The 25,311-nt window shown below is 45.3% G+C and carries 28 protein-coding genes; 5 read left to right on the top strand and 23 right to left on the bottom strand.

Annotated features, from left to right (window positions below):
- Positions 1 to 43: 43 nt before the first annotated feature.
- The 11 genes from EIM92_RS00120 to EIM92_RS00170 all read right to left on the bottom strand — a co-directional run bounded on the left by EIM92_RS00120 (position 44) and on the right by EIM92_RS00170 (position 6,393).
- The gene (locus tag EIM92_RS00120) at positions 44 to 1,849 is read right to left on the bottom strand and encodes an AAA family ATPase (protein ID WP_125080931.1); all 1,806 of its coding nucleotides are present in this window, start codon (positions 1,847 to 1,849) and stop codon (positions 44 to 46) included.
- Positions 1,768 to 2,184, bottom strand: a complete 417-nt coding sequence (locus tag EIM92_RS00125) for a VRR-NUC domain-containing protein (protein ID WP_125080932.1) — start codon at positions 2,182 to 2,184, stop codon at positions 1,768 to 1,770. Before EIM92_RS00125 ends, EIM92_RS00120 begins: the two co-directional genes overlap by 82 nt.
- Positions 2,162 to 2,515, bottom strand: a complete 354-nt coding sequence (locus EIM92_RS24655; protein WP_125080933.1) for an HNH endonuclease — start codon at positions 2,513 to 2,515, stop codon at positions 2,162 to 2,164. The genes EIM92_RS00125 and EIM92_RS24655 overlap by 23 nt, the downstream gene beginning before the upstream one ends.
- Positions 2,515 to 2,838 carry a hypothetical protein gene (locus EIM92_RS00135; RefSeq protein ID WP_246021148.1) on the bottom strand — a complete coding sequence of 108 codons (324 nt, stop codon included), beginning with the start codon at positions 2,836 to 2,838 and terminating at the stop codon, positions 2,515 to 2,517. Before EIM92_RS00135 ends, EIM92_RS24655 begins: the two co-directional genes overlap by 1 nt.
- Entirely contained in the window at positions 2,807 to 3,055 is a 249-nt protein-coding gene (locus EIM92_RS00140) for a hypothetical protein (RefSeq protein ID WP_125080934.1), read from the bottom strand. The genes EIM92_RS00135 and EIM92_RS00140 overlap by 32 nt, the downstream gene beginning before the upstream one ends.
- On the bottom strand, positions 3,030 to 4,388 hold the full coding sequence (locus EIM92_RS00145) for an SNF2-related protein (RefSeq protein WP_125080935.1): 1,359 nt from the start codon (positions 4,386 to 4,388) through the stop codon (positions 3,030 to 3,032). Before EIM92_RS00145 ends, EIM92_RS00140 begins: the two co-directional genes overlap by 26 nt.
- Positions 4,389 to 4,393: 5 nt before the next feature.
- A complete protein-coding gene (locus EIM92_RS00150; protein WP_125080936.1) occupies positions 4,394 to 4,780 on the bottom strand; it encodes a hypothetical protein in 387 nt (128 codons plus the stop codon).
- Positions 4,781 to 4,930: 150 nt separating this feature from the next.
- Positions 4,931 to 5,329 (bottom strand): helix-turn-helix domain-containing protein, encoded by a 399-nt coding sequence (locus EIM92_RS00155; protein WP_125080937.1) that lies wholly within the window; start codon positions 5,327 to 5,329, stop codon positions 4,931 to 4,933.
- Between the two features lie 22 nt (positions 5,330 to 5,351).
- The gene (locus tag EIM92_RS00160) at positions 5,352 to 5,540 is read right to left on the bottom strand and encodes a helix-turn-helix domain-containing protein (protein WP_125080938.1); all 189 of its coding nucleotides are present in this window, start codon (positions 5,538 to 5,540) and stop codon (positions 5,352 to 5,354) included.
- Positions 5,541 to 5,561: 21 nt separating this feature from the next.
- Positions 5,562 to 6,179 carry a SprT-like domain-containing protein gene (locus tag EIM92_RS00165; RefSeq protein ID WP_125080939.1) on the bottom strand — a complete coding sequence of 206 codons (618 nt, stop codon included), beginning with the start codon at positions 6,177 to 6,179 and terminating at the stop codon, positions 5,562 to 5,564.
- Positions 6,180 to 6,195: 16 nt separating this feature from the next.
- The gene (locus tag EIM92_RS00170) at positions 6,196 to 6,393 is read right to left on the bottom strand and encodes a helix-turn-helix domain-containing protein (protein WP_125080940.1); all 198 of its coding nucleotides are present in this window, start codon (positions 6,391 to 6,393) and stop codon (positions 6,196 to 6,198) included.
- 267 nt (positions 6,394 to 6,660) lie between these two features.
- Here EIM92_RS00170 and EIM92_RS00175 point away from each other — a divergent pair, with 267 nt between their 5' ends.
- The 3 genes from EIM92_RS00175 to EIM92_RS00185 all read left to right on the top strand — a co-directional run bounded on the left by EIM92_RS00175 (position 6,661) and on the right by EIM92_RS00185 (position 9,263).
- A complete protein-coding gene (locus EIM92_RS00175; RefSeq protein ID WP_125080941.1) occupies positions 6,661 to 7,317 on the top strand; it encodes a LexA family transcriptional regulator in 657 nt (218 codons plus the stop codon).
- Between the two features lie 294 nt (positions 7,318 to 7,611).
- Positions 7,612 to 8,001, top strand: coding sequence for a hypothetical protein (locus EIM92_RS00180; protein WP_125080942.1), 390 nt, complete (start codon positions 7,612 to 7,614; stop codon positions 7,999 to 8,001).
- A gap of 176 nt (positions 8,002 to 8,177) precedes the next feature.
- Positions 8,178 to 9,263, top strand: coding sequence for a site-specific integrase (locus EIM92_RS00185; RefSeq protein ID WP_125080943.1), 1,086 nt, complete (start codon positions 8,178 to 8,180; stop codon positions 9,261 to 9,263).
- 82 nt (positions 9,264 to 9,345) lie between these two features.
- On the opposite strand, the gene guaA is transcribed toward EIM92_RS00185, so the two are convergent.
- The 6 genes from guaA to bcp form a co-directional block, all read right to left on the bottom strand.
- Positions 9,346 to 10,884: a glutamine-hydrolyzing GMP synthase gene (gene guaA / locus EIM92_RS00190; RefSeq protein WP_125080944.1), complete on the bottom strand. Its 1,539-nt coding sequence runs from the start codon at positions 10,882 to 10,884 to the stop codon at positions 9,346 to 9,348.
- Between the two features lie 77 nt (positions 10,885 to 10,961).
- Positions 10,962 to 13,304, bottom strand: coding sequence for a transglutaminase-like domain-containing protein (locus tag EIM92_RS00195; RefSeq protein WP_125080945.1), 2,343 nt, complete (start codon positions 13,302 to 13,304; stop codon positions 10,962 to 10,964).
- Positions 13,291 to 14,595: a DUF58 domain-containing protein gene (locus EIM92_RS00200; protein WP_125080946.1), complete on the bottom strand. Its 1,305-nt coding sequence runs from the start codon at positions 14,593 to 14,595 to the stop codon at positions 13,291 to 13,293. The genes EIM92_RS00195 and EIM92_RS00200 overlap by 14 nt, the downstream gene beginning before the upstream one ends.
- The gene (locus EIM92_RS00205) at positions 14,592 to 15,560 is read right to left on the bottom strand and encodes an AAA family ATPase (protein ID WP_125080947.1); all 969 of its coding nucleotides are present in this window, start codon (positions 15,558 to 15,560) and stop codon (positions 14,592 to 14,594) included. Before EIM92_RS00205 ends, EIM92_RS00200 begins: the two co-directional genes overlap by 4 nt.
- Positions 15,561 to 15,690: 130 nt before the next feature.
- On the bottom strand, positions 15,691 to 17,001 hold the full coding sequence (locus EIM92_RS00210) for a polysaccharide deacetylase family protein (RefSeq protein WP_246021149.1): 1,311 nt from the start codon (positions 16,999 to 17,001) through the stop codon (positions 15,691 to 15,693).
- A 93-nt stretch (positions 17,002 to 17,094) separates the two neighbouring features.
- Positions 17,095 to 17,580, bottom strand: a complete 486-nt coding sequence (bcp, locus tag EIM92_RS00215) for a thioredoxin-dependent thiol peroxidase (RefSeq protein WP_125080948.1) — start codon at positions 17,578 to 17,580, stop codon at positions 17,095 to 17,097.
- 131 nt (positions 17,581 to 17,711) lie between these two features.
- On the opposite strand from bcp, the gene EIM92_RS00220 reads away from it, so the two are divergent.
- Positions 17,712 to 18,833, top strand: coding sequence for an LCP family protein (locus tag EIM92_RS00220; RefSeq protein WP_125080949.1), 1,122 nt, complete (start codon positions 17,712 to 17,714; stop codon positions 18,831 to 18,833).
- A 42-nt stretch (positions 18,834 to 18,875) separates the two neighbouring features.
- Positions 18,876 to 20,189, top strand: coding sequence for a glutamate-1-semialdehyde 2,1-aminomutase (locus EIM92_RS00225; protein WP_125080950.1), 1,314 nt, complete (start codon positions 18,876 to 18,878; stop codon positions 20,187 to 20,189).
- A gap of 85 nt (positions 20,190 to 20,274) precedes the next feature.
- Here EIM92_RS00225 and EIM92_RS00230 read toward each other — a convergent pair whose 3' ends face one another.
- The 6 genes from EIM92_RS00230 to EIM92_RS00255 form a co-directional block, all read right to left on the bottom strand.
- The gene (locus EIM92_RS00230; RefSeq protein ID WP_246021150.1) at positions 20,275 to 21,570 is read right to left on the bottom strand and encodes a stalk domain-containing protein; all 1,296 of its coding nucleotides are present in this window, start codon (positions 21,568 to 21,570) and stop codon (positions 20,275 to 20,277) included.
- A gap of 91 nt (positions 21,571 to 21,661) precedes the next feature.
- On the bottom strand, positions 21,662 to 21,913 hold the full coding sequence (locus tag EIM92_RS00235; protein WP_125080952.1) for a hypothetical protein: 252 nt from the start codon (positions 21,911 to 21,913) through the stop codon (positions 21,662 to 21,664).
- Between the two features lie 64 nt (positions 21,914 to 21,977).
- On the bottom strand, positions 21,978 to 22,829 hold the full coding sequence (locus EIM92_RS00240; protein ID WP_125080953.1) for an inositol monophosphatase family protein: 852 nt from the start codon (positions 22,827 to 22,829) through the stop codon (positions 21,978 to 21,980).
- Between the two features lie 210 nt (positions 22,830 to 23,039).
- On the bottom strand, positions 23,040 to 23,810 hold the full coding sequence (gene fabI / locus EIM92_RS00245; protein ID WP_125080954.1) for an enoyl-ACP reductase FabI: 771 nt from the start codon (positions 23,808 to 23,810) through the stop codon (positions 23,040 to 23,042).
- A 120-nt stretch (positions 23,811 to 23,930) separates the two neighbouring features.
- Positions 23,931 to 24,932 (bottom strand): UV DNA damage repair endonuclease UvsE, encoded by a 1,002-nt coding sequence (gene uvsE / locus EIM92_RS00250; protein WP_125080955.1) that lies wholly within the window; start codon positions 24,930 to 24,932, stop codon positions 23,931 to 23,933.
- Positions 24,929 to 25,252: a hypothetical protein gene (locus EIM92_RS00255; RefSeq protein WP_125080956.1), complete on the bottom strand. Its 324-nt coding sequence runs from the start codon at positions 25,250 to 25,252 to the stop codon at positions 24,929 to 24,931. The genes uvsE and EIM92_RS00255 overlap by 4 nt, the downstream gene beginning before the upstream one ends.
- Positions 25,253 to 25,311 lie beyond the last annotated feature (59 nt).

Consider the following 25,311-nt stretch of genomic DNA (forward strand, 5'->3'; position numbering starts at 1 on the left):
TGCATTACTTTTGAAAAGTTAATTTCAAATTAGAAGTTAGAATTTATTCACCACGTTTTCTTCTAGTTCTTGTCTTAGGTGCTTCAGTCTGTTCCGTTTGCTCTGCTTGTTCAGATTCATCAGAACCTTCTTCTTTCTCTTTAGGCTTTCGGGAACGTGTTCTGGTCTTCGGTTCCTCCTGCTTTTCTTCCTCAACATCATGCTTTTCAGATTCGGCATCAACTTCAGGTTCAGAAGCATCGTCAGACGCTGATTTTTCGGTTACTGGTGTTTCTTCTGATTCAGGTGCAGCATTTACCTTACCTCTTGTTCTCCTGCCCTCTGTCGCCTTATCTGAAGGCTTGGTTACTTCTTCACCCTTCAGCTTTGCAACTGCGTTTTTGTTTGCTTCTTCATACACTTCAAGGAAGGCAGCATATTCAAGCTGAATTTCATTTGTTGAAGCTGTCAATCTTCCACCGCCAAAAATAACTTCATTGGTTTTGAAAGAAAGTGTTCTGATTTCACCATCAGAAATCACCCTGGCAACAATATCAACCATCCCTGCGACCTTGTTTGCTGTTTTTTCCTGCAAATTCGGTTTGATGGCTGTGATTTTGTCACCGCCTTTTTTGGTAATATCCTTACTTGTGTCCTCATGAGAAATCAAAATGATATTTTCATAGTCCAGCGCCATAAGCTTCTTCAAAGTGGAAAGGAATTCAGTTCGCACCTTATCCCAAGCCCTGAAGCTGTCATCCGATTCATGTGTAATCCCCATTTGGTCATACATGTATAGGCGGCAATGCTCATATGTGTCTTCCAGCAAATCAACAATGATGGTTTTGAAATCATTTTGCTTCTTTTCCAGTTCCTCAATGACTTCCTTGAAAATCACCCAAGCAAGTTTTCGTTTGGTCATTCTACCTTCAACACTTACCTGGTCTTTGATAGGGATGAATGGAGCGTCAACAAACTTGATGTTACCGTCAGTGTTTAACATCAGCGGGTCAGGGAATTGATTTGCAAACCACGTCTTTCCGCTGAATGGTGAACCGTACATCCAAACAACCTTTTTTTCAATCTTTTCAATGTTCCTTCTCTCGTTTTTGGGCAATAACATGTAGTCCCATCCTTTCAAACAATAATCTTGATATTCGCAATAATTACAAAGGAAACTTTCATTTTTCGGAAATTCAGAAGCTTCCAGTACGTTCTTTACATCAAGCATGAATTCAATTACCTGTGACGGGTCATATTCAATTTGAACTAAATTCGGTTCAAGCTTATCAAGTTCAGATTCAATCCTTTTCCTAAACTGATGTAAGTCTTCAGTCTTCTTTTGTCGAATGCTCGTTTTGGGAACGAATAGGAAATACATGTTTCGGATGAACTTCCCAGGATTCGCTTTTTCCCAAAAGTATTTGTACAAATGAAGCTGCTTCGACTTCTTGTAATTAGAAACGTTGTTGGAATACTTGAAATCGTACAAATCATATTGATTCGGTATTTCAACGCCCCGTTCAAAAGCAGTTGCAGGGGCAAGAAGGTCAATGTATCCAACGAAATGTTCATTATCAATTTTGACTTCATATTCACCTTCAGGAATTAACGCCTTGGCCTTGGGAATTACCTTTTCCAATTTCATTGCTTCTTCAATGTGCCTGTCTGTGATGACAGGATATGACATGTAATACTCCTGAATTGCCGTTTTAACGTCTCTTTCAATTCCCGTGTGAACTGCTTGACCAATAATCAAAGGATGGTCAGCGTTATCAGGCGGCAAGGTTAATAGGTCATCAATATATCGCAACCTGTACCTGAATGAACATCTTTCATAGAGTTCAATTCTTGAATGTGATGCTTGCAAGTTATCACCTTCTTCATTAATTCCTTGAAGTTTTCAAAGCCTTCTGGATAAAGAACAATTCCAATACCATTTGACCTATTAATTCTTGCTGTATTCATCTTCTGGAGGTCAGAAGGTCTTCCCTTGGAAGCTTTCAATTCAACTGAAACGAAGAATCCATTCACGCAACACAGCAAATCAGGAATACCACTTTTCTGATAACCGCCACCCCATATTTTTGTAAACCAGCCAATTTGATCTGTTTCCATGCGGTGTGATGGTGTGCCAGCTTGATAAACACCGATTGCATGCAAGTGCTTTTCAACCTTTTTTTCAAATAGTTTTTCGGATGCCATGTTTCACCTTCTTTCTTTTGTAAAGTCCGATACTCCAAGCGTGTTTGACATTTTCGGACTGTGTAACCCATTCAAGCTGTGAAGCCCTGCAATCGTGCTTGATTCCTCTTTTGTGATTGACTATAGGCTTATTGTCAGGATTAGGAACAAATTGCTTAGCCACCAATATATGAAGTCTGCAATTCTCGCCATTTAATTTCACCCGTAAATAACCAGTACCATCATCGTATGGTTTCAGCGGCTTGCCTGTTTTCTTGGAACGAACTTCACCCATCCGATTAATTTCATAATTGGGATGTTCGGTTATTTCGTACCAAACCACTTTGGGCATTACTTTACCGTTAATTTTAGATATGATTTTTTAAGAGTTGTTTTTGGGTAATCTTCAAGCAATTCAGCGTGAAGATTAGGTTCCTTTTCCTTCAACTCTTTAAGGTCAATAGTCGTTGAAATGCTTTCCTTTACCCTAGTTACATTGATGAACTGGTTATCAATTGACTTAATGTCATAAGCATTCATTGCTTTTTCAAGCTCCTGCTTTACCTTTGCTTCCTGTTCTTCAAGCTGCTTTTTGGCTTTGATAGTGTCAGAAATCTTTTTGAACAACTGAAGGTGCTGTTGTTCAAACACCTGAATTTGTGTGTTTTTGCTCATTTTCCATGACCTCTTTCGTAATTGTTTTCATATCATTTATGGATACCTTGATTGCCCATACCAAGAAGGGAATTAGAGGAATGAAGATTTCTCCACCTATTGCCTTGTAACCACGTTCAATTTCTGCCAAGTGAAAGACGTAAGGTGTGAATCCCATGCAGAAGCCTACAAACAACCACCAGCAAGCGTTTTTAAGCTTCCCTTTCGTATTCTTCAAACAATTCATCCGTATAGTCCTTTCTCATTTCCAGGGTTCGCAATATGTCTTCTTCAACACTTCCTTCACAAAGCATTAGGTAATAAAAGCAAGTGTTGGTTTGACCGATTCTGTGAATCCGTTTTTTGGACTGTTCAAAGAGTTCACTTTTGTCAGTTAATGTGAAGTAAATGATTTTGTTTGCCTTCTGAAGATTTAGCCCCATCGCGCCAGCCTGGTATTGAATGAACGTAATGCTGTTTTCCTCATTCTCATAGCTGCAAAGGTCTTTCACTTGTCCGCTTACTTCTGAAATAGGCTTATTCAGTGATTCTGCAATCTTTTTCAAAGCGTCAAGTTCGGCTGTGTAGTTGTAGAACACAATCAACCTATCCTGAGTACTGCAAGCTAAATCAGCGAAAGCTTGTAATTTCTCTTTGTTGTAATGACCGCACAATTGTCTCGAATACAGCCTTTTGGTTAAAGTAGTGTCACCGATAAGTTCAATGTCTTCCAATTTATAAGCTGTCCCGTAGAAATCAGATTCAGCGGGGTCTTCAATCCAATTGGTTCCCTTGACTTTGACAATGCACTTCTTTTGAAATTGCTTGTATTCCCTGCTTGTCTTAACCATGACCGGAATCATGATTTGTTCAGGAAGTTCAAAACATTCTTCAGTTTTCATGAAGATTGCACCATGTTGCCTAAGCTTGGCTTTCAATCTCTCAACGTTCTTATAGGGTTCGGTATCATCGACAATCCATTGAGGGAAACCGCCTATGTCAACCTTTATCCAGTTGATATATTGCGAGTTGAAAACCTTCTTGCTCACCTTCCAGCCTAAAAGCTGCGCTTGTGAATACAAATTTTCGTACTTACCCGAAGTCGGCGTTCCAGAAAGCAAAATCACATTATCAGGTTGCATTTCAAGAATGAATTTGGTTCGCTTAGCCTTTTCATTCTGAATCATTGAACTTTCATCCAACATCAATGTGAAATGTCTTAGGTCAAGTAATTCCTTTCTTCTGAACAGCAAATCATAGTTGATTATGCCAACAATTAATGGTGCGTCTGCGTTCTTAAATTTTTCATTCCATCTGATAAAATCTTCTAAATCTGTCTTGTTAGTTAAATCCCTAATAGTTAACCGATAGTGATTCTGAAAGTGTTCAATCCAGTCATCAATCTTTGATTTTTGACACACTAAGAGATTCATTGCACACGCTAGTTGATTCATCTTTTCGGAACCAACGAATGTTTTTCCAAGTCCCATATCAAGGTAGTAAGCAACCCTGTTGAATTGTTCAGTTTGGCTCAACGCCTGTTCTTGGTGCTTGAATAAATTAATTTTCATAGGCATCAGAAACTTTCACAGCCGTTCGAAACCATTTCAATGAAATTTTGAATATTTACACCCCTGGACTGAAGTTCATCAAGCATTGCTTTACCAAGTGGAGAATTTAAGGAATATTTAATAATTTCTTCTTCGTTCATACTAGTAATGTTGTTAATAGATTTCTTTTTTACATCAACAACTTCTCTTGAAAAAGGTGTCCACGCATTATTTGCGTTATAACAAACGGCATTCCGTTCAATGTCTTTCACGATGATTCCCATACTGATATATGGTTTCTGTGCGAACATTCTGATGGTATTCATTAAATGGGTTGTTTCCATATTCACGATTTCAATAACGTCACCCGTGCTTGTAACCCATCTTTTTGTTTCATCAAATCTTGTCTTCACGTTTTTTTTCACCTGACCTTCCCTATACTCTTATCCCTGTGATTTCAAAGAACTAGACATTGATTTATTCCTACCTTTTGGCTAAAATAAATTCATTAGAATATTTTTTTCAGTAGTGCTTTAGGAAATGGCAGTTTCTTATAGCACTTTTCATTTGCCAATGTAATCATCAAGCAGCTTTGGTGAAATGTGATAGCTGAATTTGGAAGACAATTGAACTGCTACACCAAACGGAAGGATTTGTTTTTGAAGTCCTACCCTAATGAATTGTTTTGACTTCCCAAGTCTCTTTGCTGCTTCGGCTACTGGAATGTTTTTCAGTCCATTCGGGTTATCTGTCGGGTCACTACAAGTTGTAATCCCATTCAGATAAGCAGTTGAGCAGTTAAGAGCATCAGCAAATTTTTCAATTCTCTTCTGATTTGGTTCATTTTTACCCGACAAGTATTGACTGATGGATGACTTACCAATTCCGGTCAAGTCCGAAAGTTCAGTTTGTGACATGTTCTTTTCTTCCATAATTGATTTCAAGCGTTCTGCAAAATTCATTTTTTAATTCACCCTTTCCAAGTCATAGATAGACTTTTTCTTCAAAATATTTTCTTGAAATCTTTCCAGCAACTATGATTTTTCCTTGTTTCTTTAATTCATCATTCAGTTTCCTGATTATCCTGTAAGCCGTTGTTTCAGATACTTGCAATATTTGAGCAACATCAGCGGCTTTTAGAAATTTTCTTTCAACAGATTGAACGGTTTCCATTTGCACCCCTCTCTTTCAAAATTAAAATTCTTCTTCAAATTCAACTTCACAATCACCGCACTTGACATGTACTTCCTTGGTAGCCCTGATAATCGTTCCGCATGATGGGCATACATATTTTCTTGATGAAGAAGAACCACTGGACGTTTTAACTTTTGGTATTTTGCTTCTATAAAGCCCGAAACCTTGACCATCAAGGGATAGGACAAATTTCAAAGCTTCATCATTCAAGCGAGTAAATGCCCAACCATATCTTTCATCCTTCTCAACAATCAGCCCATGTTGTTCAGCAGTAACCTTGAACTTTTTATTGTGGTAGGTTCCGCTTCTGGAAGTGTCCTGTACATCGTTTTGAAGATTAAGAAGATGCACCATTTCATGAATCAGGGTTTCACACGTTTCTTCAAATGGCCTGTTCAGATGTTCAGCACACATGTTGATTTCGTAATAACCATCTGAATCTTCATCATCCTTCCAGGCTTTCCAAGATGTACACCAACCGTAAGCCCCTGCTGTAGTATCTGGTGAAACCGTTATAACTGGCTTCTGAAGTTCGTTGTTGAAGAATTGTTTGTTGAACACGTTGAACAATTCTTCAAGCTTTCCAATGACTACTTGCAAGCTGTTTTGGTTTCCCATTGCTTCACACCACCTTTTAATTCGATTGCTCTTTCAACAAAAATTCCAAGCTTACACTGAAGTAATCAGCGATTTTTTGAAGCTTATCAAGTTTTGGTGTACTTCGACCGTTTTTCCAATCGCTAAGCGTTGACTGTGCAATGCCAGTTTCTTTTGCGACTTTGTATGCTGTTACGTTTCTTTCTTTAAGCAATTTGGCAAACGTCTCATACATGAGAATCACCCCCTCCAGGAAATAATAAAAAATACTTGAAATACTTCGGTTTTGTGATATACTAAACCTATGTTGACCAAACATTTGCTTAGTAATCAGTTTTAACTTATTACTCCTCCTTTGTTATGCTCCCGTTTTGTTAATGCTTTGCGTTTGTTTATGCTAAGCATTTGTTTAGCATGGCTTAAATATACTACACCTTTATTTAGTAGTCAACACCTTTTTGCTAAATATTTATTTAGTAATTTTAAGAAGGGATGCATGCCAATGTATGAGCGTTACGAAAAGCTTTTAAATGAAAGGAACATTACCAATTATCGAGTTTCAAAAGACACTGGGGTAACCCAAACAACACTTAGCGACTGGAAGAAGGGAAAAATAACCCCTAAAACCGATACACTTCAAAAAATCGCTGATTACTTCAATGTGTCACTTGATTATTTAACTGGAAACTCGGATTATGAGCGTTGGGAAGAAAAGTTCAACCAGAATGGTGTATTGCGTGAAGATGTTTTGAAATATGAAGCAGGAATTAAGATTCCTGTATTGGGGAAGGTTGCTGCTGGAATTCCAATTGAAGCTATTCAGGACATAGAGGAATACGAAGAAATTCCTGAATCAATGGCGAGAACAGGGGAATTCTTTGCCCTACGAATTAAAGGTGATAGTATGGAACCAAAATTTTCTGATGGGGATGTTGTTATTGTCCGCAAGCAAGATGACCTTATTTCAGGTGAAATTGGCGTTGTTATCGTAAATGGTCAAGATGCTACAGTTAAAAAAGTGGTCAAACAGGAAAACGGAATATTATTGATTGCAACTAACCAGGCAGTTTATCCACCAAAGTTTTATGACAAAGCTGAAATGAAGTCTTCACCAGTAAGGATTTTAGGTAAGGTTGTTGAGCTAAGAGCAAAGTTCTAGTTGTCATCCCATCTTGAACCCTTCTTGAACCCCAAAATTATCAGTACAGTCAAGGACTTTGAATAAAAAAAGTTCAAGGTTCAAGATAAGTCTGATTTATTTTATAGGTCACAGGCTATGACTAGCTTAAAGTAAACAATATCTATAAAATAATAATATATAGAAAACCACCTTGAACCTTGAACCTTGAACTGTCGAATACATCATAAAAAAGCCCGACAGAATAAGGTTTTCGAATAGGTTCAAGATAGTGTTAATGGTTCAAGGTAAAGTTCAGATGAAAGGGATGATCGAGTGTTTGGACGTAAAAAGAAAGCCATTAAGGTGCAGCATTACGAAGGATTGAAGGACTTTATGCAGGACTTTCCTTGCACCATTGAAATGAATGATGAGCAGTTTGTAATTCAAAGAATTAAACCTGAAACAACTGTGAATCTTCCAATTGAACGAATTTTAGCTATTGACGCAATGGAAGAAGAAAGATTTATGCTTAAATATCATAACCATGAAACAAGCACTACAAAGGCAAAAGGAATTAAGAAATATTATTTAGTTGTTAGGTATCAAGATGTTGAAGGTACTGAACAATATTTAGCTTTTTGGGGAACTGCATCTGAATACGGTAAGTTTATTGAATTGCAAAAACGGAAGATGGATACACCTTCATCTAATTACTCTTTATAAGAAAATAAAAACAGCCCCCTTGTGCTGGTAACACAAAGGAACTGTTTTCATATAGATACCCTCATTTCCCGAAAGGAAAATGATATAGTACCGTCACCAACCGTATTATATCATAATTCCTTTCGAGTTATAAGGGCATATTTGCAATGTCTAAAAACTGAAAGGATTGTGATAGTATGCCTGTTTACAAAGATGAAAAGCGTGGAACCTGGTATGCAAAATTTAATTATACTGATTGGACTGGTGTCATTAAGCAGAAGCTGAAGCGTGGATTCAAAACACAAAGAGAAGCGAAAGCTTATGAACGTGATTTCCTTTCTAAAGCTAACGCAGGCCCCGAAATGACCTTTGGTCATTTGGTTGAATTGTACATGGAAGATTGTAAATCACGATTAAAACCAACCACTTATGAAAACAAAGAATATATAATCAATCTTAAAATTCTTCCTTATTTCAAAAACCTTCAGTTAAACGCTATTGAACCAGCAACCGTTCGAAAATGGCAAAATGAACTACTAACTGATGAAAACAATTATTCACAAACATATTTAAAAACTGTCAATAACCAGTTATCAGCCATTTTCAATTTTGCAGTTAAATATTATAGACTACCTTCTAACCCTGCTCGTATTTGTGGAAGCATGGGGAAAAAGAATGCAGATAGTATGCAGTTCTGGACATCAGAAGAATTCAATAAATTCATTTCTGAAGTTCATAAGGAAAGCGCACGAATCATGTTTGAAATCTTATTTTGGACGGGCATTCGTTCAGGTGAATTATTAGCGCTCACTTCGAATGATTTTGACTTTGTGTCTTTAACAATAAGCGTAAACAAGAACTATGCCAGGCATCAAAACCAAGACCTTATTCTTGAACCCAAAACGCCAAAAAGTAAGAGGATTATTACTATACCTCAATTCCTTGCCGACAAAGTTCAAGAATACATTTCAAAACTTTATGATTATGAACCCCATGAACGTCTATTTACATATACAAAGCACTATTTAAATCATGAAATGAAAAGAGGATGCGCAAAGTCAGGAATTAAGAAAATTAGAATTCATGACCTTCGCCATTCTCATGCTTCACTTTTAATTGAACTGGGTTTTTCCCCATTGTTGATTTCAGAAAGACTTGGGCATGAAAATATTGAAACTACACTTCAGACCTATTCGCATTTATACCCTAACAAACATAGTGAAGTAGCGTCAAGACTTCAAAAATTGATGTTAGAAACCACAAATGATAATAGTGAAAAATAAGAAGTGTATCATTTGTGTATCACCCAATAAATTTATTCCCTCTAAATCCTTGATTAACAAGGATTTAGAGGGATTTTGTTTACTATTCCCACTCGATCGTAGCCGGTGGTTTGGAAGTAATGTCATACACAACGCGGTTGACGTTATCCACCTCATTGACGATCCGTACCGAGATCTTCTCGAGGATATCCCAAGGGATACGCGCCCAGTCGGCAGTCATGCCGTCAATGGAAGTGACTGCGCGGATGCCTACGGTGTAGGAATAAGTCCGGGCATCGCCCATGACTCCCACACTCTTCATGTTCGGGAGAGCTGTGAAGTATTGCCAAATTTCACGATCAAGACCTGCTTTGGCAATCTCTTCGCGCAGAATGTAGTCGGAGTCGCGGACGATTTTCAGCTTGTCCTCCGTAACTTCGCCCAATACGCGAATGGCGAGTCCCGGACCCGGGAACGGCTGTCTCCACACGATTTCCGATGGAAGCCCGCATTCCTCGCCAACTTTGCGTACCTCATCTTTGAATAGAGCCTTCAGCGGCTCCACCAGTTCGAATTTCATGTCTTCCGGCAGTCCGCCGACGTTATGGTGAGACTTGATCGTTTGAGCCGTCGCTGTACCGCTCTCCACAATATCTGTGTAAAGTGTACCTTGTGCTAAAAATGCGAAATCATCAAATTGCTTGGATTCTTCTTCGAACACATAAATAAACTCGTTACCGATAATTTTCCGTTTTTGCTCCGGATCATCGACGCCTGCCAGTTTAGACAGGAAGCGTTCGCGGGCATCGATTTTGACGACCTTCATATCGAACTTGCCAACAAACGTCTCCATCACGCTTTCAGCCTCACCCTTGCGCAGCAGCCCATGATCAATGAACATGCAAGTCAGCTGATCGCCTACCGCCTTATGGATAAGCATCGCCACAACGGAGGAATCAACACCGCCGCTCAGTGCACAGAGCACCTTCTTGTCGCCAACCTGTGTCCGAATATCCCGGATCGCATCCTCGATGAACGTCTCCATGCTCCAGTTGCCTTCGCATCCGCAAATTTCATATAGGAAATTACGGATCATTTCATTCCCATTTGCGGAGTGGCGTACCTCTGGATGGAACTGAACACCATACAATCGACGCTCCTTATTCGCGAATCCAGCGATTGGAGCATGCTCCGTAGAGGCATCCACAACAAATCCCTCCGGCAGCTCCACGACATGATCGCCATGGCTCATCCAAACGGTCTGCTTCGATTCCAGACCTTTTGTCAGCTCCGAATGCTCCGTAAAATTCACGTCCGCCTTGCCGTATTCGCGTTTTTCCGCACGTTCTACCTTGCCGCCAAGTTGATGGGCCATCAGCTGCATCCCATAGCAAATCCCAAAAATAGGCACCCCGAGATCATATATGGCAGTGTCAATTTGAGGTGCATTTTCTGCATACACACTGGATGGGCCTCCAGAGAACACGATGCCCTTAGGAGCTAGTTCCCGCAACCGTTCTGCCGAAGTGTTATATGGCAGCAATTCGCTATATACACCCAAATCACGAATTCTTCTTGCTATCAGCTGATTGTACTGCCCTCCAAAATCAAGAACGACAATCAATTCATTTGGCTTATTCATTACCGAGCCTCCCTCAATTCATGAAACTAATTATACGAAACGACAAAAGAAGTCGTCAAGAAAGTTCGGAAGACATCTTATCCACGGCGTAGAGTTAAATTTCGACATAACTCCAGAAAATTTCGGCTGTTCATCCGGTCCGGTCTTAATCCCCCGTAATATAAGGTTTCCCAATAACGAACAAACTCCTCCAATTTACTGAAATTCTCTATTCCTTCTGCAGCAAGTGAATCTAAATATTCTCTAGCAGTCATTCCCTCCGGTTTATATCCATAAACCCGATACAGCTGCTGCCAAACCCGGTCTGCAGCATGCAGGAGCAGCCTCTGATCAGGGAAACTGCTTCGAGGCTGAGCCGTAATCCACCACAATAGAAATAAGTTTCGCCATATATAGACATTCCCAGCAACCCAAGTTACGATCCAAACCGCGGGCCAGACTGCAAGTAATGCCGCGGTCCATAAGACCGGCGCTTTAGCCACAAATCCCCTTAAAATGAGCACGCCCTGATCTGTAATAATTTTAATCGCCGTGGGGAGCCCCTCTAATCTTTGCCCAGCTTCCAAGAGCCACGAACGAAGAAACCATAGACCTCCTGCCCCGTTTGCTGCCGATACGACAGACTCATAGCCTGGTGTTGGATCGAAGGAAACCCAGCCATGTCCCGGAAAATAAACCTCTACCCAGGCGTGGGCATCCGCATATCTGACCGTGTATGAATTAGGTTCTTCCTTATTCCGTTCCCCTGGTGCAAATCCTTTGACCCAACGCGCGGGAATCTCGCTGCTGCGCAGTAATACAACCATGGCCGTGGAGAAATGGTCACAATAACCCTGGCGGTCAACAAACAGAAAGCGATCAACAAAATCCTCATTTGTCGGCGGAATTGCTGAACTTAGATTGTAGGAATATTGCTGCTTCAAATAATTAGCGACGGCCATCGTTGCATCGTAACGATTATCCGTGTCTTGAACAAGCAATTTGCCCAGATCTCGAACACGGTCAGGCAATCTCTCCGGAAGCTGGGTATACTCCTTCATGATAGATGCCGGATCATCGCCTTGCAGATGCCGCAAATGCCCACCAGCCGTCGGCAGCTGACTAATCGTTAACTCATAGCCTTGAACCCCAGTGGCTTGTTCCTGCTCAAATCGCCCTAACTGTCTTGCCTGCTCTAAATATATAGCACCCGTGCTCTGGTTTATACTAGCCTCGAAGGGGATGCTTTGGGCGTTGCGGGTGAAAACGCGGTCAACTTGTAACGGGATCCCCCCACTGAATAGTGGCAGCTTCCCAAAGATTGGCCGTTGAAACGTAATCGTTTGTCTTATCTTCATCCCATTCACGACTTCATCATCCTGAGGAAGCAGCGTTGCTTCATTCTCATGGCGTTCCTGAGTATTACCCTCTTTTGCGGGATTCAGCCAGCCTCGTCCGGTGTACAGGCTCTTGCTCTCACCGCGCCAATAGAGAGGCATAGGCGATTCCGCTGTAAAATATGTATCCCAGCGCAGCTCCAATGGCGCACCCAGTTCGCCATCGTCTCGCCCGTATCCGGATACGCTGGAGGAGGCAGTCCTGCTCGCTCCGACTGAGCTCGCCCCTTCAGACCAGCTTTGCAAACTCTTTACCAAGGCTTGCCAAGGCTGCTGCTGATTCGGCTGAATAGGCAGCACAATGCATAGTGCGACAGCCAAGATGACAATCCCCATGACCGTGAGTAGAGCAGCGGTAGTGTATGCTCGTCCACCTTGTCTTTTTCCAACCGGATTTGAATCCTTCGCCTTAACATAACCCTTCTCCCCAAGCTGCAGGGCAAACGTGTAGCACTGTATCCAAAGGCCGATACCTGCCGCGCGTACCAGATTGTAAAATATCGGCGCATCAAATATCATCTCAATGATCAGCAAATATATAATCGTGACAGACAGAAAAAGAAGAATCGTTTGGCGTCCTACCGCCAGCATTTGAACGGAAACGACTAGCAGCGCCCACCCGATAAGCAATAGCAGCATTCTTGATTCCGGGCTTGCCTCACTAAGCCTCCCCGTTTGAAATATCGTCACGATATCCTGAACGGCAATTTCTCCATATCCTTGAAACCAAGATATGCCTTCGTTCAAACCAAACAAATAAAAGAAAGTCACCCCGATTAACATCAATTGGAGCGCAGCTTGCAGCCAGGACCCAAGCCGCAGACTTCCTACCAGCAACAGTGCACCTGTCAAACATAAGAAAACATCAATAACCGTCCTCTCGTATTCGATGACAATAGAGTAGAGAGGATACAAGCATTCCCCGAAAAGGGCAAACAAGAGCAATGATACTAGACTTCTGTGTATCCACAACCCGGCAGCCTCGCCTCTAGCAAGACGAACCGAAGTATTAACGGATGGGTGTTCCAGGCTAGGCGATGACATGCTCTCTACCCCCGATCTCCGGATTCATCTCCGAGAAGGCGTAATCCGGTAGCGGGACGACATGAATTCCATGTGCCCTCAGCTCTGCTATTAAATGATTGGAGGTCTGGTTCGAGCCCACCGTCGTTACAGTTCTACCAGCAGTTGTGTCAGTAGTTCTATCCAAAGTTGTATCCGAAGTTGTATCCGTAACTGCATCAACAGCACACCACAACTCCAGCACAGCTCCGGCTTCGGCCATTTGCAGCAGCTTGGCGACGAGCGGTGAAGTCACGTAACCGGTAATCACCGTGACTCGCTGACCCTGGACAGTCCGGCTATTCCATAGCTCCCCAGTATGAGATGAAGGCAAGATAGATTCTGCCTCAAGCTGAGTTTGAGCCAATAACTCAAGCCCCTTGTACAGCCCTTCTCGGCCGCTTAACTGCAAGGTATAGTCCCCCGGCCATAGTCGGAAATTAAACGTTTCCGCTTCAATGCTCTCACGATACAGCCAGGTCGCCGCCGCAGAGACGGAAATTTCAAATAGTTCCCAGGCCCGTTGCGGTTTATTCAAGTAAGACCTCTCATCCATATCAAGAAGCAGACACGAGGGTGGCTCGTATATTTCCTCCGGTGCACGCGATATTAACTCACCACGGCGAGCCGAGCTTTTCCAATGGATCATTTTGAACGGATCCCCATGTGCGTAAGCTCTTAAGCGGCTACCCCAAATTGGCACATTCCCCGCTGTTTCCATCGAGAGTTCGCCACTGTCCTCCTCATCCCTCCCCTTGAACCCACCGAGGGTAGATATGCGGAGAGGCAGTGGTTGAACGAGAAGCTTATCATGGCTCTGAATAAATACACAGCGCTTAAACCATCCAAAAATATCCCCCCAAGCGATCCTTGTCATTCCTTCCCTGTAAACTCCCCTTGATACTTCACTTAGACGGTATGTGCCGCTATAGCTGCGTCTGAATCCAGTGAACAGCAGCTTGCCGCTTTCCTCCTCTTCACCCATCAAACGATCCTCCACCTGAATCCAGAGCGGAGGAAACCCACCAATCAGCCGCACATGAACCGTAACTTCAACATCCCCCCCATCAAAAGGGGAGAGCGGCGACCAGGTACGTTGCACAACGACTCTCTTTGGCCCGCAAAGCTGTATCATGACGCCTATAATTGCAATGGACAGCGCCAGTAGGAAGAGGAATAATGAAGCTTTTCCCCCTTTCCAGACATACACAGCACCGAGAAAGCCAATGATCGGCACGGCTGCAATCCAGCATTGAATACCTCTATTCATCATGACGATGCTCCCCGCTGCTGGAAAAACACGGGTACCGTCCCCTTCGACAACAGCTCTTCGACCACACTTTCCCCGTTCAATCCTGCAAATTTCGCCTCAGGCTTCAGCATTAGCCGATGAGCCAAAACCGCCGCGCTTACCGCCTTAACATCATCAGGAATAACGTACGAGCGCCCTTTGTAATAGGCCATAGCTTGAGACGCCCCCATCCAGGCCAAAGTTCCGCGGGGGCTGATTCCAAGCGCAAGCTGGGGATGATGTCGGGATGCATCGGCAATGGCTACTAAATATTGTTTAATCCGTTCATCAACGAGCACCTTTCTGACTTGTCGCTGCATCTTCGCCATTTCTTCAAGCAAAAGCACGGGACGCATATCCTCAACAGACAGATTCTCCTGCATACGCCCAAGCATTTCCACTTCTTGTTCAGGCTCCGGATAACCAAGAGCAATACGCATCAAAAATCGATCAAGCTGAGCTTCCGGTAATCTGTAGGTTCCTTCATAATCCAACGGATTCTGCGTGGCCAGCAGCAAAAAAGGCTTAGGCAACGGACGAGTTATACCGTCCACCGTCACTTTGCGCTCCTCCATCGCCTCCAGCAAGGCGGATTGGGTTCGCGGAGCCGCGCGATTAATTTCGTCCGCAAGTACAACATGAGCCATAATCGGCCCGGAACGGAACTCGAATTGTCCTGTCTGGGGATGATATACCGACACACCAGTTACGTCGGACGGCATCAAATCTGATGTAAACTGAATACGGCCGAACGATCCGCCGAGACAGGCTGCTAGCGTGCGTACCAGCAACGTTTTACCTACCCCGGGTACATCCTCAAGCAAAATATGCCCACCGTACAGCATGCAGACGACAGCAAGCTCGATTTCCTTTCTTTTTCCTACAATTATGCTATCTACCCGGTTTACCAGCTTCCCGAGCAAGTCTGCTGAATAATGGTCTATCATAATGTGATACCTCCATTTTCCGGTCGCTTTTCTACCAACATTGTGGCCAGAATCTACCGAAAATAGACATATGCGAGAGATACTATCGTAATCCGGGTATGACACGGCTTGGTATCAAGACAGAAATCGGTCATGATGCTCGCACCCTCCGTTCTTCTGAACTGTAGGTTACCGACACGATGTCATGTCCCGCCACCTCAAGCAGCGTCCGCAGCGGCAGCCATATCAATCCGCTCTTTCTATCTATATCAACAGCATATTCTACCGGGTCTTCTCCCAGCGCTTCCACGATCAATATTTTACTTGCCGAATAGATTGTAATTTTTGCATCTCTCCATGTGATAACCGCTGTCTGTTCCTTATCATTCCAGCGTACCTCCGCTCCCAGACGCTCCATGACCGTCCGCAGCGGAACCTGATATTGTCCCATCTTCAACTCATATTCCCCCGCCGCAAGCCTTGTCTCTACTCCTCCAGCTTCGACATAAAGCGGTGCACCGGATTCAAACAGCGCAGCATTGGGGACAACATAGGCCTGAATCCATGTGTTGGAGGGGAGAGGGCGATTACTATTCTTCATCTTGGGAGCTACAGCAAATTGAACAGGAGTGTCCTCGGGAGTAATTGCACGAAATTCATATCCCAGTGATTTATAGAATTCAATAATTTTAGGCAGAGCTTTAACGGTCTCCTCGTGACCGGCGCCGTCATGCATCAATACATTCATGGAATTCCCCTGCTTGGCAGAGATCACGTTCTTCACAATTTCAGAAGCCGGCACCCCTTTACGTTTAGAATCACCGCTGTCCAAATTCCAATCGAATACTTTATAGCCGCCTTGCTCCAGCAGCTTGAAATAGCTCGCATCGAAATGGCCATATGTTCCGCCTGGAGCCCTGACAAGCGGAGTGCGTATTCCCGTAATATTTCGGAGCACTTCCTCCGTCTCCTTGATCTGTGACCAGAAGACACCAAAGCTGCTGTACAGCTCGTCATATTTATGGTTGTATGTATGGTTGCCGATAGAATGTCCGGCCTCGTCGATCCGGTTGACGATCTCGGGGAATCGCTTCGCCTGCTCTCCAAGCAAAAAGAATGTGGCAGGCACATCAGCTTTGTTCAATATATCCAATACGTGGTCTGTCCATTTGCTCGGACCGTCATCAAAGGTAAGGTAGACTAATTTATCCGCTGCTGGCGAAGCGGCTTGATCTGTGGCTGAAGAGGATATTTTCGTGGAAGAGCTTAGAAGTGCGGACGATAAGGACGCAGCATTTGGAGCCTTAGTGACAGCCGCCGCACCCTCAAAGGACTGGGCGGCAGTCACAGTCACGACACTCCGGATATCGGATTGCGTAATCACAGTAACGATAAGAATGATAGCCATTATAACAGTAACCCAGCGAAGCAACAGAAATCCGGCCAGCCTTTTTTTATTCATATCAAATCTACCCCCGCCGATTATATCAATGGATTAAGTTTCTGGTAGATTATATGAACATATGATGGAAAAAAGACTATGCGGCGCATATCCTTATTTCAAGCTTGTATGCTCTTGCAAAGCCTCCAACACCTTCTGGACATGTCCAGCCACTCTTACGCCTCGCCACTCCTGCAGCAGCCTGCCTTCCTCGTCGATCAGGAAGGTCGATCGTACGATTCCTTCGTACTCACGACCATACATTTTCTTAAGCTGCCATACGCCGAACATACGACTGACGTGGTGATCCTCATCGGCAAGCAGCGGAAAAGACAACCCATGCTTCGCTTTGAATTTATCATGCGATTCCACGGAGTCTCCGCTGATGCCGAGCACGATGGCTCCCTGCTCCATCAACACCTCGCTCTGATCCCGAAATTCGCAGGCCTGCTTGGTGCAAGCTGGTGTCAAATCTCTCGGATAGAAATATATAATGACCTTGCGGCCGCGATACTGACTTAATGAGATCTCTTCTCCACCACTCGCTGGAAGTCGAAAATCAGGAACAAGCTGACCTACCTGCACTTGAACATCATTCATGTGTTAAGTCTCCTCTCTGCATTCACAAATCCGAAAATTGATTGTACCTACAAAAGAAATTATAATGTATGGGTATGTGAAACATCCAATATAACGTTTATCATCGTTATCCACCGAAAGGAACGAACATTATGACGAAACGCACGAAACGGGCGATCATCTGGTCTATTACCGGAGTTCTGGTCGTCATTGCCGCTGTTGCGGCCTATTATTTTATCGCCATTTATAATCAAATCGATAAATTTCAGAAGAAAGGCGATGATTCCCCCTTCTACAATGTTCAGCCGGTCGAGACCAAGAAGGAAGCCGAGCCTCCAAAATGGGAGGGCACTGAGCGGGTCAATATTTTGCTGATGGGCGTGGACGCCCGCGGAGTTAAGAAAGGGGAGATCCCTAGATCCGATACGATGATGGTCGCCTCGGTCGATCCCGTAGAAAAGAAGGCCTATTTATTCTCTATTATGCGCGATACTTATATTAAAATACCGGGCCACGGCTCGGATCGGATCAATGCGGCCATTACCTACGGACCTAATAAGGCGATGGAGACGGTCTCAGAGCTGCTAGGCATCCCAATTCAATATTACGTCTACACGGATTTCCAAGGCTTCATCGAGCTCGTGGATGCCATCGGTGGCGTTGACTTCTACGTGGAGAAGGATATGCGCTACACCAGTAAGGCAGATAACCATGAATACGATATTAATTTGAAAAAAGGACAGCAGCATCTGGACGGCAATTCTGCCCTGCAATATGTTCGTTTCCGACATGACGCTCTGTCCGACTATACGCGAACTGAGCGCCAGCGTAATTTCCTTAAAGCCGTTGCCGAAAAAATGATTTCAACGACCTCGATCATGAAGCTCCCATCCATTTTGGAGAAAGTAAATCCTTACATTGATACGAATTTAACGATCAACGACATGTGGAAGCTGGCTACCGTCGCTTATGATAGCAGAATGGTAGGCAGTGAGCAAATTCCTCCGATGAAGCTGGTCGTGGAGAAGAATGTAGGCGGCTCCGAAGTGATAGGCGTTCGAAGCGATGAGGAATTAAAGCAGTTTGTACAGGATGTGTTCAGCGCGCCGGAAGAGCAGGACGAGGGAGCCGACAGTAACACCATTCCTGCGGAAGCTGAAGATACAAGCAAGAAGACGAGTGCTGGAGCGGGTACAAGCGGAGGCTCTGGAATGAGCACGAGCACGGGCTCCAGTTCCGGATCTCCCCCTGCCTCGGATGCACTCCGGAATTAATCATTTCGTCGTTAAACACCTATCGAAAGGATGATGTACCTTATGAACCGGATTCAATCCGAACGTTTATACGAAGAAGCGCTCAAGCATATCGTTGGCGGCGTCAACAGCCCCTCCCGCTCGTTCAAGGCGGTTGGGGGCGGGGCGCCTGTTTTTATGAGCAAAGCCGCGGGCTCTCATTTTTGGGATGTGGACGGCAATCGTTATGTCGATTACTTGGGAGCTTACGGTCCGATTATTACTGGCCATGCTCATCCTCACATCACTCGTGCCATTCAGGATGCGGCAGCAAACGGCACATTGTACGGCACGCCTACAGAGCTAGAGATTACCCTAGCCAAAATGTTAAAAAACGCGATTCCTTCCATGGACAAGGTTCGTTTTGTCAATTCAGGCACGGAGGCAGTCATGACGACCATTCGCGTAGCCCGCGCCTATACGAAGCGCAATAAAATCATTAAATTTGCCGGCTGCTACCACGGCCATTCCGACCTGGTGCTGGTTGCCGCGGGTTCAGGGCCTTCCACGCTAGGCATTCCTGACAGCGCCGGCATTCCGACCAGCATCGCCCATGAGGTGATCACCGTGCCGTTTAATGATGCTGGAGCGCTGCAAGCCGCCTTAGATAAGTGGGGAGACGATGTAGCTGCGGTAATGGTCGAGCCGATCGTCGGCAACTTCGGTATGGTTATGCCAAAGGAGGGCTTCCTCGAAGATCTGTGCCGACTTGCCCGGCAGTATGGCGCACTCGTCATCTATGACGAGGTCATCACGGCCTTCCGCCTCCATTATGGATCGGCCCAGACGTTTGACGGACTGCCCAACCATGCCGCGATTCAGCCGGATTTGACCGCTCTCGGCAAAATCATCGGCGGCGGGCTGCCGATCGGCGCATACGGCGGCAGCAAGGAAGTCATGGAGCAGGTGGCTCCACTCGGACCGGCATATCAGGCCGGGACGATGGCCGGCAACCCGGCCTCCATCTCCGCAGGCATCGCCTGCCTGGAAGTATTGCGGGAGGATGGCGTCTATCCGGAAATGGAGCGTCTAGCCATCAGATTGACGAACGGGCTGGCGGACTCCGCTAGCCGTTACGGCATCCCGTTGACGATCAATCGCATTGCCGGAGCATTCTCGACGCATTTCTGCGAACATCCGGTGACCAATTATGAAGAAGCGCAGGATACCGACAGCGATCTGTTCGCGGCCTTCTTCCGAGCCATGCTGAATCGGGGCGTTAACCTGGCTCCTTCGAAATACGAAGCCTGGTTCCTGACGACAGCCCATACGGAAGAGGATATCGATTTCACCCTCGAAGCGGCGGAAGCCTCCTTCCGCGAAATTAGTCGCCGTTAAAAACGTGCACAAAAAGGGCGGTTCTCGCGTGATTATCCATGCGAGAACCGCCCTTCGAGTATCTATGATTGCTAAAGCTAAGAAGCTATAAATTAATGAATACGGTCTTGCTCTTCTCTGCATACTGCACATCCAAGCCCAACCCTTGAGCAAGAAGCGCTAAAGGAATGTAGGTTTTGGCTTCTTGCCCGATTATGTTCAGAAAAGCTGGATTGTTCGTAGGAATTTCTTCACCATTGGCGATAATTTTGCTAGAGCCGATCGGAATGATGACCTTCCGTCCATTATAAGTTACGGAAGCTGTATTATTGAGACTGTCCCAGGAGGATGAAGCTCCAACTGCCTCCGTAATATCTCTCAGCGCCAGAAAAGTCTGGCCTTGACGAAGTACCGGAATATTGGGGGATTGCAACTTCTCGCCTTTCACGACAATTTTAACAGGCATCCCTTCCTGCAAAACCGAATTTTCTTGATAGCTTCCCCATACCTCTTCGGCAACGACCTTAGCAATTACCTCGTATCCTGACTGATTCGGGTGGATGTCACCTCCAGGAAAAATATGCGTCAACGCGATCTCCCGACCCTTAAACGCTTTTGCAACATTCACGGCTTTGACGAGCTTGCCCTGTCCAGCATACTCGCTGGCAAGCCCCTCCACCGCTGCCGTAAATGAGTCTGCCGCGCTTTGTAAGTAGCTATAGGCCGAGCCAATGATCATTTTTGGCACGGGCTGGTACTGATCCATTAATATGATTTGCGCATGAGGATTTATCGTCGTTAAATCATCGATAACCTCCCGAACATTCTGCGTGTAGATATTCATTAGCTCCCGGCCCTTGGCCTCGATCTCTGTCACGCTGTAACTCTCAATATCAGTAAGCAGACTGTACAAATCATTGCCGCCGATTGTAATGGTGATCAGGTCCGCGTGCTCCAATGCTGCCCGAGTATCAGCAATCCCTGCCGCAAAAGCGGAAATACGCGGATCAAGCAAGCCTCGCTGGATCGTTTCGGGCTTTACAGCAACTCCATTTTGAATAGCAGACACGTAATTCTTAAGTCCGTTGCTCGTGAGCCCGAGAATCCCGTAATTGTATACTCTAGTCCGGCCGTGATACAGCCCTTGCTCCTTAAGCCGTTCAACATAGCCATAGGGAACACTGCTTTCATTCATCCCCGGCTCGTAGCCTGCGCTAATTGAATCACCCAGAGCTACAATTTGGTATGCCTTCTGCTCCATCTGAATCGAGATAGCGTGATCGAGAGCATCCCTCTCGGTTCGAGAGGCTGCTGTCAGGCAATCTATCGGAAAACACAGCAGCAGTGCCATCGCAAGCAAAGCAGGTGCTAAACAGCGAGTACTCCATCTTCGTGCAAACAATTTACTATTCCACTCCTCATTATGCGCAGCCTACATAAGGCTCCATTGAGTCCATATCCATATAGGTTATTTAGAGCAAGAAAGCCCCGAATTACTCAGGGCCTTTGTCGTCTCGTACAGCTTTCTTCAAATAATTGTCATACCGCCCATCGATTTCTTTAGCCATGCTGCGGTATTTCAGTGTTTCCTCTACAATCGGATCCAGCTCTGTCTGAACTCGGATCTCATATTTATGCGGAAGGCTTTTGCGAGTTTCCTCTAACCGTTCCTTCTCACTTTTCTCCTCGACATCGCTTAGCATTTCACTAAGCTCCTTCTCTAACTTCTCGCGATCTTCGCTCATCCTGGTCCACTCCTTTATCATAAAAATGCTGCTTTAAGGAATTACAGAATAGAAAAGCTTGTCGTTAAATCCCCGTAGCTTCCGCCGCTGCGAGAGATTGAAGCAGCTCATTGTGGATTTTGCCGTTGGTCGCCACAAGGTGACGAACGCCGAGATGATAAGGATTCCCCGCCGTATCTGTCACGGTTCCTCCAGATTCTTTTACAAGCAGGGCGCCCGCCGCTACATCCCATGCGTTCAGCCCTACTTCATAATATCCGCTCAAACGGCCTGCTGCCACATATGCAAGATGCAGCGCTGCGGAGCCTCCTGCTCTAATACTGCGCGTCTCTAGAGCCAGCGCATTGATACCCTTCATATTCATCGGCAGTGCAAACTCGCGATCCGGGTTGAATCCTACGGCCAGTACGCTGTTTGATAATTCCGCATCCTCCGAGACCAGTGTCGGGTTGCCGTGCACGTATGCCCCTTTTCCCTTCTCGGCTACGAATAATTCATCCCGAATCGGATCATAAATTACGCCTACGACCACCTCACCACGGTAAGCCAAAGCGATCGACACGCAGAAAAATGGAAAACCGTGGACAAAATTCGTTGTACCGTCCACCGGATCAATAATCCATAGATACTCCGAAGTGCTCGCTTTCGCTAGAGCTGCTTCTGAAGCAGCCGCACCCGGCGGTACCCCTTCTTCCCCTAAAATATCGTGATCTGGGAAATGGGTAAGTATCAGCTTGCGGATCATCAGCTCCGCACCTTTATCTACATCCGTCACCAAATCCTGTGGGGATAGCTTTGTATCTAATTGCTTGATCGTACCAAGCCTACTCTTAATCCACTCACCCGCTTTGGATGCGGAGTTGATCGCTACAGCTGTCGGACTCTTACTGCCCACCACGTTGTCGTTTGGTTCCACTAAATTTCACTCTACTTTCTATCTTAATCTCGTAAATCTTTGCCTTTTAAAACTATACGTCCCGCGCACTGTAAAGTTGCATGCATTATCCCAATTAGAACTATATTCGGGCAGCTTGACCAAATATGCCCTCCCTTATGGAAAAAGCCCGTGACCAGCGCAGAAACGATACCTGCACTGGAAACGAACTTTCTTCAACAATAAGTGACATTATGCACCGACGATATTGTAACCGCCGTCTACAAATATAACCTCTCCTGTAATACCGCGGGAGAGATGGCTCATCAGAAACATTGCAGTGTCGCCCACTTCTGCCGTTTCAGTCGTTCTGCGCAAGGGTGCCTTCTCTTCAACTTGCTTCAGAATCGAGTTAAAGTCACTGATACCTTTAGCCGCAAGCGTACGGATCGGCCCTGCGGAAATTGCGTTAACACGAATGTTCTTCGGCCCAAGATCATTGGCCAAATAACGAACGGAGGCTTCCAGGGCTGCCTTGGCAACGCCCATGACGTTGTAGTTAGGCATAACACGCTCGGAACCCATATAGGTCATCGTCATAACGCTGCCGCCTTCTGTCATTAGTGGCGCTAGTCGTTTGGATACGGCTACCAGCGAGTAAGCGCTAATGTCATGCGCCAGTGCAAAGCCTTCCCGGGATGTATCCGCGAATTCTCCACTTAAATCCTCCGCCTTCGCAAATGCGATACTGTGCACCACGCCATGCAATACACCAAATTCGCCCTTCAAGGTATCAGCCAGCTTGTCAATATCCTCATCAACCGTTACGTTACAAGGAAGAACCAGCGAATTCGGAATCGTGTCGGCTAGTTTACGTACCCGACCTTCTACCCGCTCGCTTTCATATGTAAACGCCAAGCGTGCGCCCTGATTCGCCAAGCTTTGCGCGATAGCCCACGCGATACTTCGATCATTAGCCACGCCCATTACGATAATATTTTTTCCTGCGAGTAAATCTCCCATATTAGAACATACCTCCAACTAAACGCTAAATTTTAGTGTAGCTTAAACTGCATGTGTTTCAAATCAACTGCTTCAGTTTATTTTGTTCAACTTACCTTATTTTAGCATGATTTTCAACCTTTAAGGCATGATTCGCACGCTTGCCTCATTCAGAAATTCCACGCCCTCGCCCTCATATTTACGCAAGTCCTCCATAAGAGCAAATAAAGCGCCGTCCTTCAGCTTCGCTTCCAGCATCACATCCAACCGTTCCGTCTCAGACGCAATCGTCCGGAGGAAACCAAGCAGTGGTTCAGCGATAACATGATCGGCATGTCCTCTTGGATCGCTCGCACTTTTGGGACTGGAAGCGTGAATTTTGGGCGGTAAAGGATCGATGCTCAAGGAATCGGACTGCGCATACGGCGACTGCCACGTACGGAGTATGCGCGGCCATAAGTCACCAGGCTGCTCTCCCTCATTGTTCACCCATTGGTGGTGAATATCAAGCACCATCGGAATGCCCAGCGCTTCGCACAGCTCTAGCGTCTCAGGAGCATTAAACGTCTTATCATCGTTCTCGAACGTGAGCCTTCGCTTGATGATTTCCGGAAGAGCGGAGACATTCTCCCGAAACCGCTTAGCCGCGGACGGCTTGTCTCCGTAGGCGCCGCCGACATGAATATTGTTCTTCGTCCGCCCGTTCAGTCCCATGGCATCCAGCATGGCTATATGATACCGCAGATCGCGAATCGAATTCTGCAGAACCTCCGGGCGCGGCGTGCTTAACACCGTGAAATGATCCGGGTGAAACGAGACCCGCATATCATGCTTTTTTACAAAGTCGCCAACAGCCTGAAACTGCTCTGTAAGCACTTCATAGGGATTCCAGTCTGCTAGAGCCTCATGCGTTGCTAAGGGCAGCAGCTTGGAGGAAAAGCGAAATACCTTAATATCATTCGCTACGTTATGCCGAAGGAGGCGCAGCGTATTGTGCAAATTGTCCGCCGCAATCGATTCTAAACGGCGTATCGCTGCCTCCCGATCGCTTAGACTGCTGAACGTCTTGTAAGTCATTGTCTTGGATGGTGATGCATTCTTAACGACCGTCGACATAGCTACATAACCGAAGCGAACAATCAAGCGGTCTCCACATCCCCAAAGAACATTTCATGCGCGAGCGCCGTCTGCACAGCCGCTTCCTGCTCGGTCAATTTCCGTACGAGCTGAAGCTCAACCGACGTAACCTCTTCCCCGTTAAAATTAATCTCAGATACGCATGCCGTTATTTTGACGATGGCCACAGCCTTGTTATCCGGTGAATAGGCGATCACCTTCTGTCCCGTCGGATAGACACGCAGTCCTTCCTTCAGCATTTTGCCGCGACCATATTCCAGCAGCTCGTAAAGCTCTTGCTCCTTCTTGAATTTACATACCGAATTGAACTCAGTTTGAAAGCCCATGATTGATCTTCCTTTCACTCATAATCCCCGCCAGCGCCTTGCGGTTCTATTCAACTTCA

The sequence above is a fragment of the Paenibacillus lentus genome, assembly GCF_003931855.1.
GTDB classification, from domain to species: Bacteria; Bacillota; Bacilli; order Paenibacillales; family Paenibacillaceae; genus Fontibacillus; species Fontibacillus lentus.

What these genes read in the sequence shown, in the direction of transcription:
- EIM92_RS00125 (WP_125080932.1), bottom strand. Translation starts at nt 2,184, where the DNA reads ATGGCATCCGAAAAACTATTTGAAAAAAAGGTTGAAAAGCACTTGCAT.
- EIM92_RS24655 (WP_125080933.1), bottom strand. Translation starts at nt 2,515, where the DNA reads ATGCCCAAAGTGGTTTGGTACGAAATAACCGAACATCCCAATTATGAA.
- EIM92_RS00135 (WP_246021148.1), bottom strand. Translation starts at nt 2,838, where the DNA reads ATGAGCAAAAACACACAAATTCAGGTGTTTGAACAACAGCACCTTCAG.
- EIM92_RS00145 (WP_125080935.1), bottom strand. Translation starts at nt 4,388, where the DNA reads ATGAAAATTAATTTATTCAAGCACCAAGAACAGGCGTTGAGCCAAACT.
- EIM92_RS00155 (WP_125080937.1), bottom strand. Translation starts at nt 5,329, where the DNA reads ATGAATTTTGCAGAACGCTTGAAATCAATTATGGAAGAAAAGAACATG.
- EIM92_RS00160 (WP_125080938.1), bottom strand. Translation starts at nt 5,540, where the DNA reads ATGGAAACCGTTCAATCTGTTGAAAGAAAATTTCTAAAAGCCGCTGAT.
- EIM92_RS00165 (WP_125080939.1), bottom strand. Translation starts at nt 6,179, where the DNA reads ATGGGAAACCAAAACAGCTTGCAAGTAGTCATTGGAAAGCTTGAAGAA.
- EIM92_RS00170 (WP_125080940.1), bottom strand. Translation starts at nt 6,393, where the DNA reads ATGTATGAGACGTTTGCCAAATTGCTTAAAGAAAGAAACGTAACAGCA.
- EIM92_RS00175 (WP_125080941.1), top strand. Translation starts at nt 6,661, where the DNA reads ATGTATGAGCGTTACGAAAAGCTTTTAAATGAAAGGAACATTACCAAT.
- EIM92_RS00185 (WP_125080943.1), top strand. Translation starts at nt 8,178, where the DNA reads ATGCCTGTTTACAAAGATGAAAAGCGTGGAACCTGGTATGCAAAATTT.
- guaA (WP_125080944.1), bottom strand. Translation starts at nt 10,884, where the DNA reads ATGAATAAGCCAAATGAATTGATTGTCGTTCTTGATTTTGGAGGGCAG.
- EIM92_RS00195 (WP_125080945.1), bottom strand. Translation starts at nt 13,304, where the DNA reads ATGTCATCGCCTAGCCTGGAACACCCATCCGTTAATACTTCGGTTCGT.
- EIM92_RS00200 (WP_125080946.1), bottom strand. Translation starts at nt 14,595, where the DNA reads ATGATGAATAGAGGTATTCAATGCTGGATTGCAGCCGTGCCGATCATT.
- EIM92_RS00205 (WP_125080947.1), bottom strand. Translation starts at nt 15,560, where the DNA reads ATGATAGACCATTATTCAGCAGACTTGCTCGGGAAGCTGGTAAACCGG.
- EIM92_RS00210 (WP_246021149.1), bottom strand. Translation starts at nt 17,001, where the DNA reads ATGAATAAAAAAAGGCTGGCCGGATTTCTGTTGCTTCGCTGGGTTACT.
- bcp (WP_125080948.1), bottom strand. Translation starts at nt 17,580, where the DNA reads ATGAATGATGTTCAAGTGCAGGTAGGTCAGCTTGTTCCTGATTTTCGA.
- EIM92_RS00220 (WP_125080949.1), top strand. Translation starts at nt 17,712, where the DNA reads ATGACGAAACGCACGAAACGGGCGATCATCTGGTCTATTACCGGAGTT.
- EIM92_RS00225 (WP_125080950.1), top strand. Translation starts at nt 18,876, where the DNA reads ATGAACCGGATTCAATCCGAACGTTTATACGAAGAAGCGCTCAAGCAT.
- EIM92_RS00235 (WP_125080952.1), bottom strand. Translation starts at nt 21,913, where the DNA reads ATGAGCGAAGATCGCGAGAAGTTAGAGAAGGAGCTTAGTGAAATGCTA.
- fabI (WP_125080954.1), bottom strand. Translation starts at nt 23,810, where the DNA reads ATGGGAGATTTACTCGCAGGAAAAAATATTATCGTAATGGGCGTGGCT.
- EIM92_RS00255 (WP_125080956.1), bottom strand. Translation starts at nt 25,252, where the DNA reads ATGGGCTTTCAAACTGAGTTCAATTCGGTATGTAAATTCAAGAAGGAG.